Source organism: Streptomyces sp. NPDC051172, from assembly GCF_040682555.1.
Lineage (GTDB): Bacteria > Actinomycetota > Actinomycetes > Streptomycetales > Streptomycetaceae > Streptomyces.
In genome coordinates, this window is record NZ_JBFBBE010000160.1 from 1 (window position 1) to 16,953 (window position 16,953).

The 16,953-nt window shown below is 66.4% G+C and carries 16 protein-coding genes and 1 pseudogene; 16 read left to right on the forward strand and 1 reads right to left on the reverse strand.

Annotated elements, in window-relative coordinates:
- Positions 1 to 218 precede the first annotated feature (218 nt).
- From AB0N07_RS45400 to AB0N07_RS45470, 15 genes are all read left to right on the forward strand, one after another.
- The gene (locus AB0N07_RS45400) at positions 219 to 1,466 is read left to right on the forward strand and encodes a helix-turn-helix transcriptional regulator (RefSeq protein ID WP_365845877.1); all 1,248 of its coding nucleotides are present in this window, start codon (positions 219 to 221) and stop codon (positions 1,464 to 1,466) included.
- Positions 1,467 to 1,589: 123 nt separating this feature from the next.
- Entirely contained in the window at positions 1,590 to 2,186 is a 597-nt protein-coding gene (locus AB0N07_RS45405; RefSeq protein WP_365845879.1) for a hypothetical protein, read from the forward strand.
- Positions 2,187 to 2,654: 468 nt separating this feature from the next.
- On the forward strand, positions 2,655 to 4,058 hold the full coding sequence (locus tag AB0N07_RS45410) for an ATP-binding protein (RefSeq protein ID WP_365845881.1): 1,404 nt from the start codon (positions 2,655 to 2,657) through the stop codon (positions 4,056 to 4,058).
- Positions 4,059 to 4,120: 62 nt separating this feature from the next.
- Complete coding sequence (locus tag AB0N07_RS45415; protein ID WP_365845883.1) at positions 4,121 to 4,639, forward strand: roadblock/LC7 domain-containing protein; 519 nt, start codon at positions 4,121 to 4,123, stop codon at positions 4,637 to 4,639.
- Position 4,640: 1 nt separating this feature from the next.
- Positions 4,641 to 5,018: a DUF742 domain-containing protein gene (locus AB0N07_RS45420; protein WP_365845885.1), complete on the forward strand. Its 378-nt coding sequence runs from the start codon at positions 4,641 to 4,643 to the stop codon at positions 5,016 to 5,018.
- Between the two features lie 22 nt (positions 5,019 to 5,040).
- Positions 5,041 to 5,601 carry an ATP/GTP-binding protein gene (locus tag AB0N07_RS45425; protein WP_365845909.1) on the forward strand — a complete coding sequence of 187 codons (561 nt, stop codon included), beginning with the start codon at positions 5,041 to 5,043 and terminating at the stop codon, positions 5,599 to 5,601.
- Positions 5,598 to 6,149: a GAF domain-containing protein gene (locus AB0N07_RS45430; protein WP_365845888.1), complete on the forward strand. Its 552-nt coding sequence runs from the start codon at positions 5,598 to 5,600 to the stop codon at positions 6,147 to 6,149. The genes AB0N07_RS45425 and AB0N07_RS45430 overlap by 4 nt, the downstream gene beginning before the upstream one ends.
- Positions 6,150 to 6,325: 176 nt before the next feature.
- On the forward strand, positions 6,326 to 7,531 hold the full coding sequence (locus AB0N07_RS45435) for an acyl-CoA dehydrogenase family protein (protein ID WP_365845890.1): 1,206 nt from the start codon (positions 6,326 to 6,328) through the stop codon (positions 7,529 to 7,531).
- Positions 7,532 to 7,570: 39 nt separating this feature from the next.
- Positions 7,571 to 8,218: a hypothetical protein gene (locus AB0N07_RS45440; protein ID WP_365845892.1), complete on the forward strand. Its 648-nt coding sequence runs from the start codon at positions 7,571 to 7,573 to the stop codon at positions 8,216 to 8,218.
- A 395-nt stretch (positions 8,219 to 8,613) separates the two neighbouring features.
- Positions 8,614 to 8,796, forward strand: coding sequence for a zinc-dependent metalloprotease (locus tag AB0N07_RS45445; protein ID WP_365845894.1), 183 nt, complete (start codon positions 8,614 to 8,616; stop codon positions 8,794 to 8,796).
- Positions 8,797 to 8,823: 27 nt separating this feature from the next.
- A complete protein-coding gene (locus tag AB0N07_RS45450) occupies positions 8,824 to 9,294 on the forward strand; it encodes a hypothetical protein (RefSeq protein ID WP_365845896.1) in 471 nt (156 codons plus the stop codon).
- Positions 9,295 to 9,296: 2 nt separating this feature from the next.
- The gene (locus AB0N07_RS45455) at positions 9,297 to 10,310 is read left to right on the forward strand and encodes a GntR family transcriptional regulator (protein WP_365845898.1); all 1,014 of its coding nucleotides are present in this window, start codon (positions 9,297 to 9,299) and stop codon (positions 10,308 to 10,310) included.
- Between the two features lie 74 nt (positions 10,311 to 10,384).
- Positions 10,385 to 12,130, forward strand: a complete 1,746-nt coding sequence (locus tag AB0N07_RS45460; protein WP_365845900.1) for an N-6 DNA methylase — start codon at positions 10,385 to 10,387, stop codon at positions 12,128 to 12,130.
- Positions 12,127 to 13,326 carry a restriction endonuclease subunit S gene (locus AB0N07_RS45465; protein ID WP_365845902.1) on the forward strand — a complete coding sequence of 400 codons (1,200 nt, stop codon included), beginning with the start codon at positions 12,127 to 12,129 and terminating at the stop codon, positions 13,324 to 13,326. Before AB0N07_RS45460 ends, AB0N07_RS45465 begins: the two co-directional genes overlap by 4 nt.
- Positions 13,326 to 16,475, forward strand: a complete 3,150-nt coding sequence (locus AB0N07_RS45470) for a DEAD/DEAH box helicase family protein (protein WP_365845904.1) — start codon at positions 13,326 to 13,328, stop codon at positions 16,473 to 16,475. The genes AB0N07_RS45465 and AB0N07_RS45470 overlap by 1 nt, the downstream gene beginning before the upstream one ends.
- 38 nt (positions 16,476 to 16,513) lie before the next feature.
- Here AB0N07_RS45470 and AB0N07_RS45475 read toward each other — a convergent pair.
- A pseudogene (locus AB0N07_RS45475) lies at positions 16,514 to 16,627 on the reverse strand (IS5/IS1182 family transposase); the annotation flags it as partial.
- A gap of 60 nt (positions 16,628 to 16,687) precedes the next feature.
- On the opposite strand from AB0N07_RS45475, the gene AB0N07_RS45480 reads away from it, so the two are divergent.
- Positions 16,688 to 16,855, forward strand: a complete 168-nt coding sequence (locus AB0N07_RS45480; RefSeq protein ID WP_365845906.1) for a Tn3 family transposase — start codon at positions 16,688 to 16,690, stop codon at positions 16,853 to 16,855.
- The last annotated feature ends 98 nt before the right edge of the window (positions 16,856 to 16,953 follow it).

The window sequence follows — 16,953 nt, forward strand, 5'->3', positions numbered from 1 at the left end:
CAACCCGCCACCGAACGCGTCACCTACACCCTCCAGCTCCACCCACTCACACCACGACCGCAGTCATCCTGAAACGATCAAGGAAGCGACGTTGGACCGTGGGCGGTTGTCTGCGCCTGTGCTCAGCGGCCCCCGTCGAAGAGGGGGGCCGCTGAGCACACTCACCGGAGCGGCGCCCCGGTACCGTTCTGTTGTCGACGCAGAAACGGAGCTTCAGTATGCCCGACCAAATGGACACGCACATCGGTGCTCGCGTAAAGGTCGCCCGCAACGCGAAAGGCCTCACTCAAGAGGAGCTGGCCGGACTCCTCGGACGCTCGGAATCCTGGCTGGGCAACGTCGAGAGCGGCCGAGTCCCGCTCGACCGGTACTCGCTTATCACCGCTATCGCGGACCACTGCGATGTCGACGTGGTCTGGCTGCTCGGCCAGCCGTACCGGCTGCAGCACAACGGTGGCGGGAACCTGGCCCACTCCTACATCTACGCCCTGCGCACCGGCATGCGCCGGTCCGGCCTCATCCTCTCCGGCCACCCAGGGCTGAGCCCGCAGGGGACTCCCGTCTCTCTGGAGGAGTTGCGGACGAGGTCCCGCAAGGCCAACGCCGCGCGGCAGGCCGCGGACCTGCCCAAGGTCGCGATGCTGCTGCCCGGCATGGTCGAGGACCTGAACACCGCCCTGCTCGTCAGCGAAGGCGAGGACAGGGATCAGGCGCTGCGGCTTCTCGTGGACGCTGCCCGCACATCCAGGATGCTGCTGAACCAATTGGGGTACCCGGACTTCGCCTGGTTCAGCGCCGAGGTCGCCGCCAACGCCGCGACTCAGCTCGACGACCCGATGGTGAAGGCCGAGGTCGCCTGGGACCGTTGCGGCGCTCTGCTGCACCAGGCAAGCCTCCCGGAGACCGTCGCGGTGGCTGAGGCGGCGCTACGCGACCTGGAACCGCTCGCCACGGCTCCCCGGCCGGCGAACGAGGCCTTGTCCCTTCGGGGCGCGCTCCACCTGCGCTGCGCGATTGCCCATGCCCGCGGGTCCAGGGGAGCGGACGCCTGGAGCCGTGTCGAAGCGGCCCTCGAGGACGCTGACCGCCTCGGCCCGGAGTGGTACGACCTGGACGCCCACACCGTTTTCGGAAGGGGAACCGTCGCCGTTCATGCCGCGGAAGTCGGCGTCGAGATCAACGAACCCGACGCAGGCCTGTCCAAGGTGCCCGACGTGTCCGTGGACGAAGTCCCCAGCAAGGAACGGCAGGTTCATTACCAGATCGACAAGGCGCGAGCTCTGCGCCGCATGAACCGGCTCCCGTCCGCGGTGACGACGCTGAAGCAGGCGGCTTCTCAGGCTCCCTATTACACGCACTCCGACCCGATGGCCCGCGCCCTGGTCACGGACCTGGCCCAGGTCGGTGTTCCCTCCCAGCAGGGTGCCCTGTCCTCCCTCGTACGCAGCATGGAACTGGTGCGCTAACGCCAAACTCCCGCTCTGTGGAGGGAGTTGAAAAACGACCCCTCAAATTTTGAGGGGTCGCAGGCGCTTTCATGGCCCATTGTGATGTGCGTCGCTGACGACTCTTCACAGCGAGGGACTGCCATGCAGCGCATCGACACACGAAACCCGGCCGCCTGCGGTGCCGCGTACACCGGCATCCTTGGGTGGCCGATCGCCCCTGGGCACAGGCACAGGCCCAGGGGCGGCTGCACCTGCGGCAACCCCGAGACCTGCCCCGGTTCCGGAGCACACCCACTGCCCGGACCGCTGACCCCCAGCCCTGCGGACGGCCTGGCCGCCGAGCTGGATGCGTCACCGGGGGCCGCACTGATCGCCCCCACGGTCCCCTTTGATGCCCTCGTGCTGCCCAAGTGGACCGGTCTCTCCGTAGTGATGTGGATCGCCCGCCGCACGACAGTGCCGTGCCTCCTGCAAGGTCAGGACCACGTTGTACTGCTCGTCTTGCCGGCCACCGGCCGGTACGCAGTACCCGAGGGGACAAGCCCGTCGATCGTTCAGGTCCGGTCCGGCCCTGAACAGTGGATCGCCCTGCCGCCCTCCAACGGTGCCCGATGGGACACCCCACCGTGGCACGAGCAGACTCAAGACCCGCTGCCGCTGATCCCGGGCGGCGATCTGCTAGGAGCTCTGGCGACGGCCCTGCGCGCCACGGCCGAGCCCAGCGGTGCACAGCTGTGACCCATCACGGGCGCGGCGTCCTGCGGGCAACTCCCCCTGCCACTCGGGGACTTCCGCAGGGATCACCTGAAACGACTCAACTACGAGGAGACATCACCGTGGTCCGGCTGTTGACGCCACCGCCCTGCGTCCGCGCCGTCCGGCCGCCCCTGTAGCGGGGTCGCCGGGGCTGAGGTCCGTCGTTCCCCCGTGGCGGATCATCGAGCCCCGGCGGCCCTTCCACGCTCGTGCAGGACCCCTTCCCCCGCGCCTCCTCGCCGATCCCCGAGGTTCTTGATGTCTTTACCTGTCATGCCTTCGCCACCGGCTGGCCACCGCCGCAACCGAAGACGACGCCGTTCGCCGGGTGCAGAGGCCCTGTGCACGCAGGCGGGCCTCAGGACGCGACTGCGGCTACTGCCCTTGGTCTCCGGGGCGTCCACGGCCCTCGTCGCGGTAGCGGCGTCGGCGGCCTACTCCACTGGCGTCATGCCCGGCTGGTGGGCCACGCCGGCCGCCGTACTGGCGTGCGCGGCCGTCGCTGCCTCCGTGGACCGCTGGGCAACGCAGACGGCGCACACCCTGGAGCAGCAGCGCGCCGAGGTCGAGGAGCGGACTCAGCAATGGCTCACGTACTACACGGCGATGGCCGCGGAGAGCGGCAAGAACCTCAGCCTTGCCCTTGAGCAGCTGGCCCGAGGGGAAACCCCGGTCATGCCCGCGGTGCCGTCGGACGACGAGGCGGTCAAGCACGATCCGTGGCGGGAGCTGGAAGCCACGCTGCGCCGCTCCTACGCCATCGCCTGGCACTCCGTGGTCGGCCGTCGGCAGGCGAATTCCGACCTGTCGGAGATCTTCCTCAACCTCGCAGGCGGCCTTTTCGGGCTGGTCGTACGGGCGTTGGGGATCGTGACGCAGCGCGAGGCCACGGTCGAGGACCCCGAGACCATGTACGACCTGCTGGACGTCGACAGCCTGCTGCGCCGCATCCGGCGGCATGCGGCCCGGTTCGCTGTGCTGGGCGGCCAGCTGGCCCGTGTGGTTGATGAGCCGATCCGGCTGCTCGACCTGGTACGCGGCGCGGTCGCCGAGGTCGAGCGGTACGACCAGGCGAAGATCCCCACACCTAAGTTCGATGTGCAGATCGCGGCGGGAGGCGTCGGGCCTGACCTGATACATCTGCTCGCCGAGCTGATCGAGAACGCGACGAAGTACTCGCCGCCCCAGAACAAGGTGACCGTCGCGGCCAGTGAGGTTCAGGCTGGTCTGCTCGTCGAAATCGAGGATCGCGGGCTGGGCCTGGACAGCACACAACTCCGCTACTTCAACCGGCTCCTGACCTCGCCTCGAGAGGGCGATCTGGCGGAGCGGCTGGCCGAGCATCAGACCGGCCTGCTGGTGGTCTCCCGGCTTGCCGCCCGCTACAAGGTGAAGGTCGAGCTCAAGCGGAACATGTTCGACGGCACCACCGCGTACGTCGTGATCCCCAAGGCCCTGCTGCAAAGGCCCGGCCCACGGCAGCCGTCCCGCGCAGCGAACAGACCTGTGGCTTCCCGGCCGGGCTCGCCGGGACCACGTCCGTCCGGCGGCCCGCGCCCTAATCCGGTGGCGGCCTCCGGCACGGAGTCCCTTCCTCGCCGCAGCCCGCAGCGCAGGCCACCGGCCGAGGGCGGGCAACCACAGCGTGGCGCGACCAGGCCAGATCTGCCCCGGCGGCCACTGCAAGCCGTCGACCAGCAGCCGCAGCCCGCGCCTGCAGCGCCCACGGGACCCGAGCCGGCCCCCGAGGTCGCAGCCGATTTCATGGCGAACTTCACCGCCGGTTTCGAGCGGGAGGAAGCCCCCGCCCCACAACCACCTGCAGGACCCCCGCCGTCCGGCACTGACCACTGACCCCCCACCGGTGCCCGGCCCCCGCGCCGTGGCACGACCCGTACGAAGAGACGGAGCTTGTGATGACGCAGAACGCGACCACACCCCAGCAGGGTGGGGTCCAGAGCCTGGAATGGCTGCTGAGCGACCTGCTCGGCGTGCCAGGGGTGACCGGAGCACTGCTCGCCGCCCAGGACGGTCTGAAGCTGGCCTACACCCGCCAGGAAAGCCAGTACGCGGACCAGGGATTCGACGTGGACACCGCTGACCGCGTCGCGTCGGTGATCAGCGGCATGTACGCCCTGACCAACGGCATGGCCGATATGAGGGGAGGCACGGCGCGGGATCTCCAGCTGGGCGTCCTCAAGCACAAGGACTGGACGCTGTACGTAGTGAGCGCTGGCAGGGGCGTGCCCGAGGGAACACCGCTGGCCCCGGGCCGCCGTCCAACCGACATCGAATGCACCCTGGGTGTCCTGACCAGCCCAGGAGCGGACGAAGGAGCCATCGGGTTCGAGATGCGGAAGCTGGTCAAGAGCATGGACCGTCACCTGCGGACGCCAGCTCGCCGACCCGAACCCGGCCTCACTGACGGCCAGTGACATGGCAGCCTTCGCCGGTCGGTCATGGACGCGGCAGGCCTCCGAGGGCCCGGCTCACTTCATCCTGACCGGCGGCCAGACCCGGCCGAGCCGGGACCTGCGGGTCGAGACCCTGCTGACGGCTCGCGACCCGGCGCCGCCGACGGGATCACAGATCCCCGAAGCGGAACAGGCCATCGCCCTGTGCCGGGGACAGCCGTCATCGGTGGCCGAGATCGCCGCGCTGGTGGACCTTCCCGTCCAGATCACCAAGGTTCTGCTGTCCCGCCTCATGGATGCCGGCGCGCTGACCGTCGCCGACAAACCCGCCACCCATACCCCCGATGATTTCGTCACTCTCCTGGAGGCTGTCCGTGACGGGCTTCAACGGTCCCTCTGATACGGCCGCCGGTCTCGTCGCGATGAAGATCGTCGTAGCGGGAGGCTTCGGCGTCGGCAAGACCACCTTCGTCGGCTCCGTCTCGGAGATCACCCCCCTGCGCACAGATGCCCTGATGACCTCCGCGTCCGAAGGCATCGACGACCTCAGCCTGCTGCCCGATAAGTCGCACACCACGGCTGCTATGGACTTCGGCAGGCGGACCTTCCCTCAAGCCGTGCTGATGATCTTCGGGACTCCCGGGCAGGACCGCTTCTGGTTCATGTGGGACGAGCTGGCCGAAGGAGCCATCGCCGCGGTGGTCCTCGCCGACACCCGCCGCCTGGACGACTGCTTCCCCGCCATCGACTACTTCGAGCGGCGCGGCACACCGTTCCTGGTCGCCGTCAACCAGTTCCCCGACGCCTACGACTACAGCCCCGACGAGGTCCACGCGGCCCTGGGCCTCTCCGACCGCGTGCCGGTCATGATCTGCAACGCCCGTACGGGCAGTTCGGCGACCGCTGTCCTCGTCCGGGCCATGGACCTCGCCATCGAGCACGCACGCACTCTCCGCTCGACACTCCAAGGAGCCTCGACATGATTCACAGCGCCGGCAACGAACCCCTACTGGTCCAGCCCACGCCAGGTGACTGGGAATCCCTCCTGCCCGACGTCATCGACCTCGCCAATCCGCCCGTGGGAGCGTTCGACGCCTTCGCGGCCTTACTCGCCGTCGAGTCGGGCCTGCCCTACGCGATGGTCAACTGGTTCGGCGTCGTGCCGGATCAGCAGCTTTTCGTCGGCCTGTACAACCCCGTCGGAACGGACCTGCCGCAGGCGGACCGCACCATGCCGGAGCTCACCCACGGCTGGTGCCCCGACGTTGTCGAGAACCGCAGGACGCTGATCCTCAACGACACCTTGGCCTACGCGCAGTTCGCGACCAACCCGGTCATCGACGAGTTCGGCATCCGCACCTACCAGGGCTCACCACTCATTGACCCGCGCACCGACCAGGTGTGGGGGACTATCTGCGGCATTGGGCCCAATCCCCGTCCTCGCAGCGTGGGACGGCCCTCGCGCGCCTTCATGGAGCACCACCGCGACCTGCTCGTGAAGGCCGTCCAAGAACGTACCCGGATCCCCTAACCGCTCGCTCTTCGGGGGCATTTCACCGACATCGCGCGGCACGAGAAGCACGCCGCTGGAGGACAGATTGTCTTCCCGGATCGACGACATCCCGGACCGCCCTGCCCCGCCGATTCAGCCCAGCACCGGAGCGGACGCACCCCCGCCCCCCCTGCCCAGAAAGAGGGGATCCGACCATGCCCGCCCTCCTCGCCAGCCCGTTCCTGACCGAGGACCATCTCCGTCTCCAGCAGCAGGTCACAACGTTCACGGATAGCCGGATCGCTCCTCTCGCTGCAGAGATGAAGGCGCGCGGCCCGCACACTGACGACCAGATGCGCCGGGCCCTGACCGAGACGGGTTGGCTCGGCGTGCTGATCGGCACCGAGTGGGGTGGCCTCGGCCTGGGCCACGTCGCCAAGACGCTGATCCTGCAGGCAATATCCCGCGTCAGCCCCGCTGCCGGAGCGATCCTGCAGGCGTCCATCCTGGGCGCCGCCCCCATCGCCGAGTACGGCAGCGCGGAGATGCGGCGCACCTGGCTGCCGGAGATCGCCGCAGGACGCTGCTGGCCGACGATCGCCGTGACCGACCCCGAACAAGGCAGTCATGTCCTCGGAATGAAGGCGGCAGCCCGCCGGCGCGGCAAGCACTACGTCCTCACCGGCGAGAAGGTCCTCGTTGGGAACGCGGGCATCGCAGACGTCCACTGCGTCGTCGCCCGCACCGGCAGGCCCGGCAAGCGCCGCAGCCTGACCGCCTTCCTCGTCGAAAAGGACACTCCGGGACTCGACATCATCCCGGCCCCCGTCAACGGGCTGCACGGCTTCAGCGTCGACACGCTGCGGCTGGTCAAGGTCCGCGTTCCCAAGTCCCACGTCATCGGCAGGGTCGGTGACGGACTCGCCGTCGCCCAGAAGGCATCCGTCGTCTACGGACGCCTCAACCTGGCCGCGGTCGCCCTCGGCGTCCATCAGCGGATGCTGGAGGAGACCGCCCGGCGGGTCTCCACCCGCAAGCGCTACAAGGGCCATCTGTCCGACCTGGACACCGTCGGCCACCGCATCGCCGAGATGAAAGCCGGCCTGATGAGCGCCGAGTTGGCCGCCTACTTCTCTGCCTATCTCCTCGACCAGGGCACGTCGTGCGACCCATGGCTGCACTACGCCAAGCTCACCGCCCACCGGGCAGGAGCGGCCTCCTCTGAGCAGGCCAAGCAGCTGCACGGCGGACACGCCGCCCACACCGGCAGCCTCATCGAACAGCTCCGCCGCGACATCGACCTCATCCACGCCCCCGCCGGACCCGACGACCTTCAGCTCAAGCGGCTCGCTGAATCCGTCCTCGGACCGCACCGCTCGCAGTGGTCCGCACAGCACGCGGCCCGCCCTCAAACCACCTGACCCCTCGTCCCTCATCCCACCTCAGCCGGAAGACCCGTCATGATCAACGTGTACGTCCAGCACGAAACGGCCCGCAGCGAGGAACTGGCCGAGCAAATCCAAGGCCTCCTCACGCAGGTGATACCGGCGGTGGAGAAGGTCACCGGCCTGCCCGCGCCGGACACCGTCACCGTCGAACTCGTGGACGTCGAAGGCCTTGCCACAGCGTGGAGCGCCTTCATACGCCGCCAGGTCGAACGCGACACCGCCGGACTCGACCTCACCGAGTGGCAGCGGAAGAGGGTCACCGCACTGCCGAGGGCCGAGCGGTGGACGGCGCTCAAAGTCGGGATGGGCACGGAACACACCCTCATCGCGAACAGCGTCGGGCGGCCGTCGACACTCCTCATCCCCGAGGCCCTGGAGCAGCAGGGCCTGACCGACCCCGACCGGCTGTGTGAACTGCTGGTCCGGGCGCTCGCCGAGCAGGCGCAGGTCGCGGCCTGCGGCGGGACCCTCGTCCCGGGCCCGGTCTGGCCGCAGACCCGGGCCGCCCGGGATGTCAACACGCTCTTCAGCCACGGCCACGCCCAGTGGACGAGCGACCAGGCGACCCCGCTCATACTCGGTCACCCTGTCGTCCGCGACGACCGTCCCACCCGGGTTCCACAGAAGTCGGCTCGACTAGAGACACAAAGTGGGCCCTGACCTGCAACTTCACCGCCTCCTGTCCAAAATGCCCGTGTCACTAGGCGTCGGCATTCCCACTGGTCAGGAAGCTGGCGGGATGGGCATCCCTCTCCGGGAAAGCCTCAAGGACCGAGGCGTTACGCCCACATTTGCCCCTTTTATTGGCCGCCCTCGGCGCAAGGTGACGGGGCGCGAAATGCGCTACGTGATCGAGTAGCGTGACAGCAACGCCCCAGCACCAAGGGGCCACTTGGCGGTCGCCGCAGCGCTGACCAGCAAGAACGTCAGCGCCTAGTGACACGCCTTCTTCCCATGACTTATCGCATCATCCCTGGTCGGGCCCCATATTGTGACTCTAGGCGACGAGAGTTCTGCGGAACTCAGGTCCCAGGAAACGGAACTTCGTCAAGAAGGTGCTCAACCTCCCCGAGTTCGGAGTGGCCGGACAGGAGGCCCGCGTCACCGCTCTCGTCGACCAGGCCATCGCCGCCGTCGGTACGGATCGCTTCAACCATGTGTGGACCGTGGACGGCTTACTCCCGACCCTCGACGAACTCCGCCAACCCTTCAGCTGGATCCGACGCCTGCCCGCTTGACCGGCTCCTGTACTGAACGGCACTTTCGTGACTGCCCTCTTCCGCACCCTCGTACGGCCACCCGACTCCGCCAGCCCGGAACCGGCCCGGGAGATCCCCACCCTGCCCGGTGGAGAGCCGGGCCGAAAGGCGTACGCACTGCTGGGCTCGGCCTGGCGTAGCTCTTCAGCCCGGCTCGTTGACACCGGGCACGGCTTCGACGTTGTACGCGCACCCCAGCTGTACGCCTCTGCGGCCTTGGACCAGCTGCGCGAGCTCGGCGCCCGCCGCGCTGCTGTGGCCGCCGAAGGCGACTGCTGGACCTTCTTCGTTCCGCCAGACTCCAGCCGTCGCCACTGGCCGTCGTACGCCGCTTACCTGAGCGGTCCCGCCGTGTGGGTGCCGCCTCGCAGCGCACGCAGCAATGACCTCCACCTTCGGTGGATCACCCGAGAGCCGGCCGGACATCTGCTGACCGATCCGCTCTCGCTGTCGGCCCTACTCGCCGAGGAGTTGTGACCTTGAACGACGCTGCTGAACTCCTGGACGAAGAGACCCGCTTCCTCAGCCCGAAGCGAGCCGGTCAAGCCAACCGCGTATACCGGGGCCTGCGAGAAGCGATCACCAGTGGCACCATCCCGCTCGGAACAATCCTCGACTCCTCCAGAGACCTGGAGAGCGGCTACAGGGTGGACCACCACGTCGTGGCCGCCGCCCTGCGCGGTCTCGCCCGGGAAGGCCTGGTCCATCTTCACCACCTGGGCGCACGTGTCGTCGACGTTCCCATATCGGCGGCCGTCAAGCAGACGCCCGAATTCGTTGAACGCGCGATGCGCCAGCGCCTCGCGGACGGCGTCTACAAGCCCGGGACATTCCTCCTCCGCACCTCGACGATCGCGCGAGAGTTCGGCCTTGCCGCACCCGCGTTTCGCAGCGCCATCCAGCCGCTGATCCACGTGGGATACCTCGTCGGCTCAGTGAATCCGAGGGGCACGCTGGTCACACACGACGTCGCCGAGGTCCAACCAAAGGAACTACTCACGCCGGCGGCCAGCAGGCCGCGCCCGGTCCTGCACACCCTGTCGGCGCTGAGTCGGAGATCTCCCCTGAATCACTGCTGGCTGGATGCCGATGCCGCTGGCCGTGACCAAGGCAGCCCCGCGCACGCTACGGCTGAGGGTGGCTGCTGTTCTCGTGTGACCGAATGCGACATCCGTGCCCTGGCCTGTGGCCGGGCGCTCGGGGCTGGCGGGTTTCCGGGTTGTCGCACGCCCTCCTTCCCGGGCGTGGCCGTGGGTGTCAGTGCCGCGCTTCATACTCGGGGGATGCCTTCATCAGATGAGCGATCCGAGCCCTCCCCGGCTGCGGTCGTCGGCTGGCTGGAACTCCGGACAGAGACGTTGGTGTACGTCCCCGTTCGGCTCGTTGATGTCAGCCGTGGATGTCAGAACCTTGCTGATCCGCAGCTCTGCAGAGATTCGGAGGGAGACGGTGGTACAGGTCGGCGCTTCAGGCCCTTAGAAGGGGTCCCATAGCTGAACCATGGGACGCCGGCTGCTGCCTCTGGCAAAGTGATCGTCACTGCTAGACCATTCTCGTGAGGAACCTTGTGAGCACGCTCGGTAGCTTCATCTGGTCAATCGCTGACCAGCTTCGGGGCCCCTACCGCCCCAACCAGTACGGGACAGTGATCCTCCCGTTCACGATCCTGAGGCGGCTCGACTGCATCCTCGAGCCCGATCGCGCGACGGTGCGAGAGCTGGCGGCGAAGTTCGAGAACCCGAACCGACTCAAGGTCGAGGTCAAGAAGGCCACGGGGCGGACCTTCTACAACACCTCCAACTACGAGTTCGCCAACCTACTGGCCGACGCGGACGGTCTGGCAGACAATCTGGCCGACTACATCGACCGGTTCTCCGCCGACGTGGACGTATTCGAGTACTTCGACTTCAAGAAGGAGATCCTGGCCCTGGAGAAGGCTGGGCTCCTGCGTGAGATCGTCAAGTCATTCGGCGCCGTTGACCTGCATCCCGACGTGGTGTCCAACGCAGACATGGGAGATGCGTTCGAGTACATCATCCGCAAGTTCAACGAGGCCGCGAACGAGACCTCCGGAGACCACTACACGCCGCGCGACGCGATCCGGCTGCTGGTCGACCTGCTCTTCGCGGAGAAGGACGTCGCCCTCGCCGAGGGCGGCATCATCCGGTCACTGTACGACCCCACCGCCGGCACCGGCGGCATGCTCTCCCTGGCAGAGGAGCACCTGCTCGCGCAGAACCCCGAGGCGAAGCTGAGCCTGTACGGCCAGGAGTACAACCCGCAGTCGTACGCCATCTGCAAGTCCGACCTGCTCGCCAAGGGCCACGACGCGACCAACATCGCCTTCGGCAACACGCTCACCGACGACGCGTTCAAGGGCCGCCAGTTCGACTACTGCATGTCCAACCCGCCCTACGGAGTGGACTGGAAGCAGTACGCCAAGGCGGTCAAGGAGGAGCGCGACTCCGCTGGCCCCTACGGCCGCTTCGCGCCGGGACTCCCCGCGACCTCGGACGGCCAGATGCTCTTCCTGCTCCACTTGGCCCACAAGATGCGTGCACCCGAGGACGGCGGCGGCCGCGTTGGCATCGTCATGAACGGCTCGCCGCTCTTCAACGGCGCCGCGGAATCCGGCCCCTCCAACATCCGCAGGTGGCTGCTGGAGAACGACCTTGTCGATGCGATTGTCGCCCTACCGACCAACATGTTCTTCAACACCGGCATCGCCACCTACATCTGGATCCTCGACAACACCAAGCACCCCGAACGCCAAGGCAAGGTCCAGCTCATCGACGGCACATCGTTCTGGACCAAGATGCGCAAAAACCTCGGGTCCAAGGGACGCGAGATCAGCGACGATGACCGGGCCGAGGTCGTGCGGCTGTACGCCGACTTCGAGGACGCCGACCCCGATCACTCCAAGGTGCTGCGCAACGACGAGTTCGGCTTCTGGACCATCACCGTCGAGCGCCCCCTACTCGATGAGGACGGGAATCCGGTCGTCGATCGCAAGGGCAACCCGAAGCCCGACTCGAAAAAGCGTGACAACGAAAACGTGCCCTTCACCTACGGCGGCTCAACCGCTGGCGCGGCAGGGGAGCACGAAGTCATCCAGACGTACTTTGACGCGGAGGTGAAGCCGCACGTTCCTGACGCCTGGATCGACTGGAACAAGACCAAGACCGGCTACGAGATCCCCTTCACCCGTCACTTCTATAGGTACGTCCCGCCCCGACCGCTCGCCGAGATCGACGCTGACCTGGAGAAGCAGGTTGCCAAAATCCTTGAGCTGCTGCGGGAGGTTGAGAAGTGAGTACGACGGTCGTGTCCGAGAGGTGGACGACGGCACGTCTCGGATGGCTGTTTCAACCGATTTCCGATCGTGGCCACGAGGACGCGATGGTCCTCAGCGTCTACCGTGACCACGGCGTGATCCCGAAGGACAGTCGCACCGACAACTTCAACCGCACACCCGAGAATTTGAGCAACTACCAACTCGTGCGGCCGGGCGACCTGGTGGTGAACCGAATGAAGGCTTGGCAAGGCTCACTCGGGATCTCCGAATACGAGGGCATCGTCAGCCCCGACTATGAGGTACTTCGGCCGATTACTCCCGGGTATGACTACCGCTTCGTCCACAGCCTGCTCCGCTCGCGTGGCCTGATCGACCAGTACGCCCTCCGCTCGACGGGCATCCGTCCCTCCCAGTGGCGTCTGTACTGGGACGAGATGAAGACGATCGAGGTATCCCTGCCCTCGGCTGGAGAGCAGCGAGCCATTGCCGACTACCTCGACCGTGAGACGGCGCGCATCGACACGCTCATCGAGGAGCAAGAGCGCCTGATCGAGTTGCTCCACGAGCGCCGCCACTCGCTTATCGACGGAGTCTTCGATTCCCAGCCGGTCAACACCCGACTGCAGAACGCGTGCACGGACGTCGTCGACTGCCCACATACGACGCCAGAGGTTGCCGAAGACGGCGTATATGAGGCAGTCCGAACTGCCTCGGTTAGGAATGGAAAGTTCCGGCCGGGAAACGGACTGCCCGTCAGTGCGGAGACGTGGGAGGCCCGAAACGCTGGAGGTGCACCGTCGGTCGGCGACGTGTTGTTCACGCGTGAGGCGCCCGCCGGTGAGGCATGCATGGTTCCTAATGAGCAGATCTGCCTCGGCCAGCGGATGGTCCTCCTTCGGATTGACGACGCAGTTTGCGTAGGGAAGTTCCTGTTGTGGCAGATCTACTCGGACCGCGTGCAGGACCACTTCCTGCTCTCGGCAAATGGCTCGACGGTGGCAAACGTGCGGCTTCCGATCTTGCGTACAACGCCCATCTGGCTGCCGAGTCTCGCGGAGCAGCGCCAGATCGTTGCGTATCTCGACGAGCAGACGAGCAAGATCGACAAACTTGTTGTGGAGGCTGAGCGGTTCATCGAGCTCTCCAGGGAGCGCCGGTCGGCGTTGATCACAGCGGCGGTGACGGGGCAGATCGACGTACGAAGGGTGGCGTGATGGCTGACCACAACGAGGTCGTCTTCGAGACTGAGATCTGCGAGTACCTCCGGGATCACGGTTGGCTGTACTCGGCGAACGACCGCGACGGTGGGTACGACCGGGAGCGGGCGCTGTTCCCTGCTGATCTGCTCGCGTGGCTGGAGGAGACGCAGAGGCCGGCGTACGAGAAGGCGTTGAAGGCGGCGGGCTCGCAGGCGAAGTTTCTCGACGTGCTGAAGGCGGCGCTGGACAGGCCGCTGGAGCATGGCGGTGGGACGCTGAACATCCTGCGTAGCGGGGTGCAGTACATCGGCGGTGGTCGGTTGAAGATGGCGCAGTTCCGTCCGGAGACGTCGCTCAACGAGACCACAACGGCGCACTACGAGGCGATGCGGGTGCGGGTGGTGCGGCAGGTGCACTTCTCGACGGCCGACCAGCGCAATATCGATCTGGTGTTCTTCGTCAACGGGCTCCCGGTGGCCACGGTGGAGTTGAAGACCGACTTCACTCAGTCCCTGGACGAGGCGGTCAACCAGTACAAGCAGCGTCGGAATCCGTTGACGAACGGGCGGCCGGAGCCGTTGCTGTCGTTCGGTCACCGGGCGCTGGTGCACTTCGCGGTCTCGAACGATCTGGCGGCGATGACCACGAGGCTGGAGGAGGAGAGGACCCACTTCTTGCCGTTCAACGTCGGCTTTGACAGCGGTGCCGGCAACCCGCCCGGTGCGGACGGACGATCGTCGACGGCGTACCTGTGGGAACGCGTCTGGGAGAAACACGCCTGGCTGAACATCATCGGGCGGCTGATGATCGTGCAGACCAACGAAGAGTGGGACGTCACCACCGGCGCGTCGGTTCGGCGTACGAGCATGCTCTTCCCGCGGTTCCACCAGTGGGAGGCCGTCACGAGCATCGTCGAGGCAGTGAAGGAGGAGGGTGTCGGGCAGCGGTACCTGATTGAGCACTCGGCAGGGTCAGGGAAGACGAACACCATCGCCTGGACGGCCCACCGGCTGGCGCGGCTGCACGTCGATGATCGGAAGGTCTTCGACTCTGTCATCGTGGTCGTGGACCGCACCGTGCTCGACTCCCAGCTGCAGGATGCGATCCGGCAGATCGACGGCACCGGCAAGATCGTCGCGACTATCAGCCCCGAGGACGTCCGCAAGGCCGGCGCGAAGTCGAAGTCGGGTCTGCTGGCGCAAGCGTTGAAGAACGGCGAGCTAGTCATCGCGGTGACGGTACAGACCTTCCCGCATGCGCTGGACGAGATCCGGACCGACGCTGGCCTCAAGGGTAAGCGGTTCGCCGTCATCGCCGATGAGGCGCACTCCTCCCAGTCGGGTCAGATCTCCTCCAAGCTGAAGCAGGTACTGACGGCCGAGGAGGTCAAGGAGATCGAGGAGGGCGGCGAGGTCGATGTGGAGTCGGTGCTGGCCGCGGAGATGACCGAGCGGGCCGAGTCGGAGAACATCTCCTACTTCGCCTACACCGCGACGCCGAAGAACAAGACCCTCGAACTGTTCGGCCGCAAGGGCGCCGACGGGAAGCCGCGCGAGTTCCACCTGTACTCGATGAAGCAGGCGATCGAGGAGGGCTACATCCTCGACGTGCTCAAGGGCTATCAGTCCTACGACACCGCATTGAAGATCGCCGGTAGGGCCGAGAGCGGTGACGGGGGAGAGGTTGAGGAGGCCGCCGCCCGCAAGGGGCTCATGCGGTGGGTGCAGCTCCACCCGACTAACATCAGCCAGAAGGTGCAGATCATCGTCGAGCACTTCCACGCCAACGTCGCCTACCTCCTCGAAGGCAAGGCGAAGGCGATGGTGGTGACCGACTCACGCAAGTCCGCAGTGAAGTACAAGCTGGCCATCGACGCCTACATCGCCAGGCGCCGCACCGAGGACGCCTCGTACAACTACCGCACCCTGGTCGCCTTCTCCGCCGGGGTGACGATGACCGAGGACGAGACCTGGCACAGCGACTGGGGCCCGCAGCCGTCGACGGACGACGAGTTCACCGAGGCCAACATGAACCCCGGCGCCGGGGCTGATCTGGCAGCCGCATTCAAGGGCGAGACGTACAAGATCATGCTGGTCGCCAACAAGTTCCAGACCGGCTTCGACCAGCCCTTACTCTCGGCGATGTACATAGACAAGAAGCTGTCAGGGGTCACCGCGGTGCAGACACTCTCGCGGCTCAATCGCACTCATCGCACCGCTGGTGGGGAGCAGAAGCGCAAGACGTTCGTCATCGACTTCGCCAACAAGCCCGAGGACATCAAGGCAGCCTTCGAGCCGTACTTCAAGAACGCTACCCTGGAGACCGAGACCGATCCGTACGTCGTCGTCCACCTGGCTAACAAGCTTGCCCAGGCCGGAATCTACACCGAGGACGACGTTCGCAAGGTTGCCGAGCTGTGGGTGACCCGGAAGGGCAACAACGCGCTCTCGGCGGCGATCAGCCCGGCGCAGCACGGTTTCCGACGCCGCTATGCGCGGGCGATCGAGGAGGAGGACAAGGTCACGCTCCAGGCGCTCGACCTGTTCCGCAAGGATGTCTCCACCTACGTACGTCTCTATGACTTCATGTCCCAGATCGTCGACTACGGCGACCCCTACATGGAGATGCTCTCGATCTTTCTGCGCCTACTGGAGAAAGTCACCGCCGAGACCGCTTGGGCGGCCGACGTGGACCTCTCCGACGTAGTGCTGGTCGGGATCAAGCACAACAAGGCAATCCCGGTCGACATCTCGCTCGTGGGCGACGGGCAGCTGAAGGGCATCAGCGCAGCCGGCACGGGAATGAAGAAGGATCCGAAGTACGTCGCGCTCCAGGTCGTCATAGACAAGATGAACGACCTCTTCGGCGCCGAATCGTTCGCCGAGTCCCAGGTCAGGGAGTTCGTGCAGGGACTCGTCCAGCGGTTGCTGGCCGACCCGAACCTGATCAGGCAGACCAAGGTGAACTCCAAGAAGCAGTTCGTGGAGTCACCAGACTTCCAAGCAGCCGTTACTGAGGCGGTCGCAGACAACCAGGACGCCCACAACACGATGGCTGACTACTTCTTCACCGACGGGCCGGCCATCAACTCGATCATTGTCGCCCTCGCGGATGCCTTCTACGAAGCAGCGGTCGATCAGCAGGTGGATGTAGAGGGCATTTGATCTAGGTGGATTGCCCTGTATGCCCTTGTGGGCCCTGGCTAGGTTGGAGTGGTCTCGCCCGCAATGCGCTTGGCGAGGTTGTTGATCGATGCGATCTGGATCATGGCTTCGGAGCTGGCGTCGAGGGTCTCGTAGTCGCGAGCGAGGCGGCGACAGCTTCGGGGCGGCGGTGTACGTCGGGAGTGAGGTTCACCTCGCTGCTGGCCAACCTGGTGATCTTCCATAACACCCTGGACATCGCCGACGTGGTGCGGCAGCTCCAGGCCGAGGGATGGGAGATCGACCCGCTGGACCTGGCTGACATCTCGCCGTACGTGACCGAGCACATCAACCGGCGTGTACTCCACTCACGAGATCGGGATCACCCCGAAGGACTATGACACCCGCCTCGACGTCGACTTCAGCGTGCTGGACGACGAGCGGGCCCGGCCGCCTGACCGGGCACGGGCCGGGGCGGCGGGCGGGGCGGGGGCCGGGG

Coding starts and splice junctions, on each gene's coding strand:
- AB0N07_RS45400 (WP_365845877.1), top strand. CDS start 219: ATGCCCGACCAAATGGACACGCACATCGGTGCTCGCGTAAAGGTCGCC.
- AB0N07_RS45405 (WP_365845879.1), top strand. CDS start 1,590: ATGCAGCGCATCGACACACGAAACCCGGCCGCCTGCGGTGCCGCGTAC.
- AB0N07_RS45410 (WP_365845881.1), top strand. CDS start 2,655: ATGCCCGGCTGGTGGGCCACGCCGGCCGCCGTACTGGCGTGCGCGGCC.
- AB0N07_RS45415 (WP_365845883.1), top strand. CDS start 4,121: ATGACGCAGAACGCGACCACACCCCAGCAGGGTGGGGTCCAGAGCCTG.
- AB0N07_RS45420 (WP_365845885.1), top strand. CDS start 4,641: ATGGCAGCCTTCGCCGGTCGGTCATGGACGCGGCAGGCCTCCGAGGGC.
- AB0N07_RS45425 (WP_365845909.1), top strand. CDS start 5,041: ATGAAGATCGTCGTAGCGGGAGGCTTCGGCGTCGGCAAGACCACCTTC.
- AB0N07_RS45430 (WP_365845888.1), top strand. CDS start 5,598: ATGATTCACAGCGCCGGCAACGAACCCCTACTGGTCCAGCCCACGCCA.
- AB0N07_RS45435 (WP_365845890.1), top strand. CDS start 6,326: ATGCCCGCCCTCCTCGCCAGCCCGTTCCTGACCGAGGACCATCTCCGT.
- AB0N07_RS45440 (WP_365845892.1), top strand. CDS start 7,571: ATGATCAACGTGTACGTCCAGCACGAAACGGCCCGCAGCGAGGAACTG.
- AB0N07_RS45470 (WP_365845904.1), top strand. CDS start 13,326: ATGGCTGACCACAACGAGGTCGTCTTCGAGACTGAGATCTGCGAGTAC.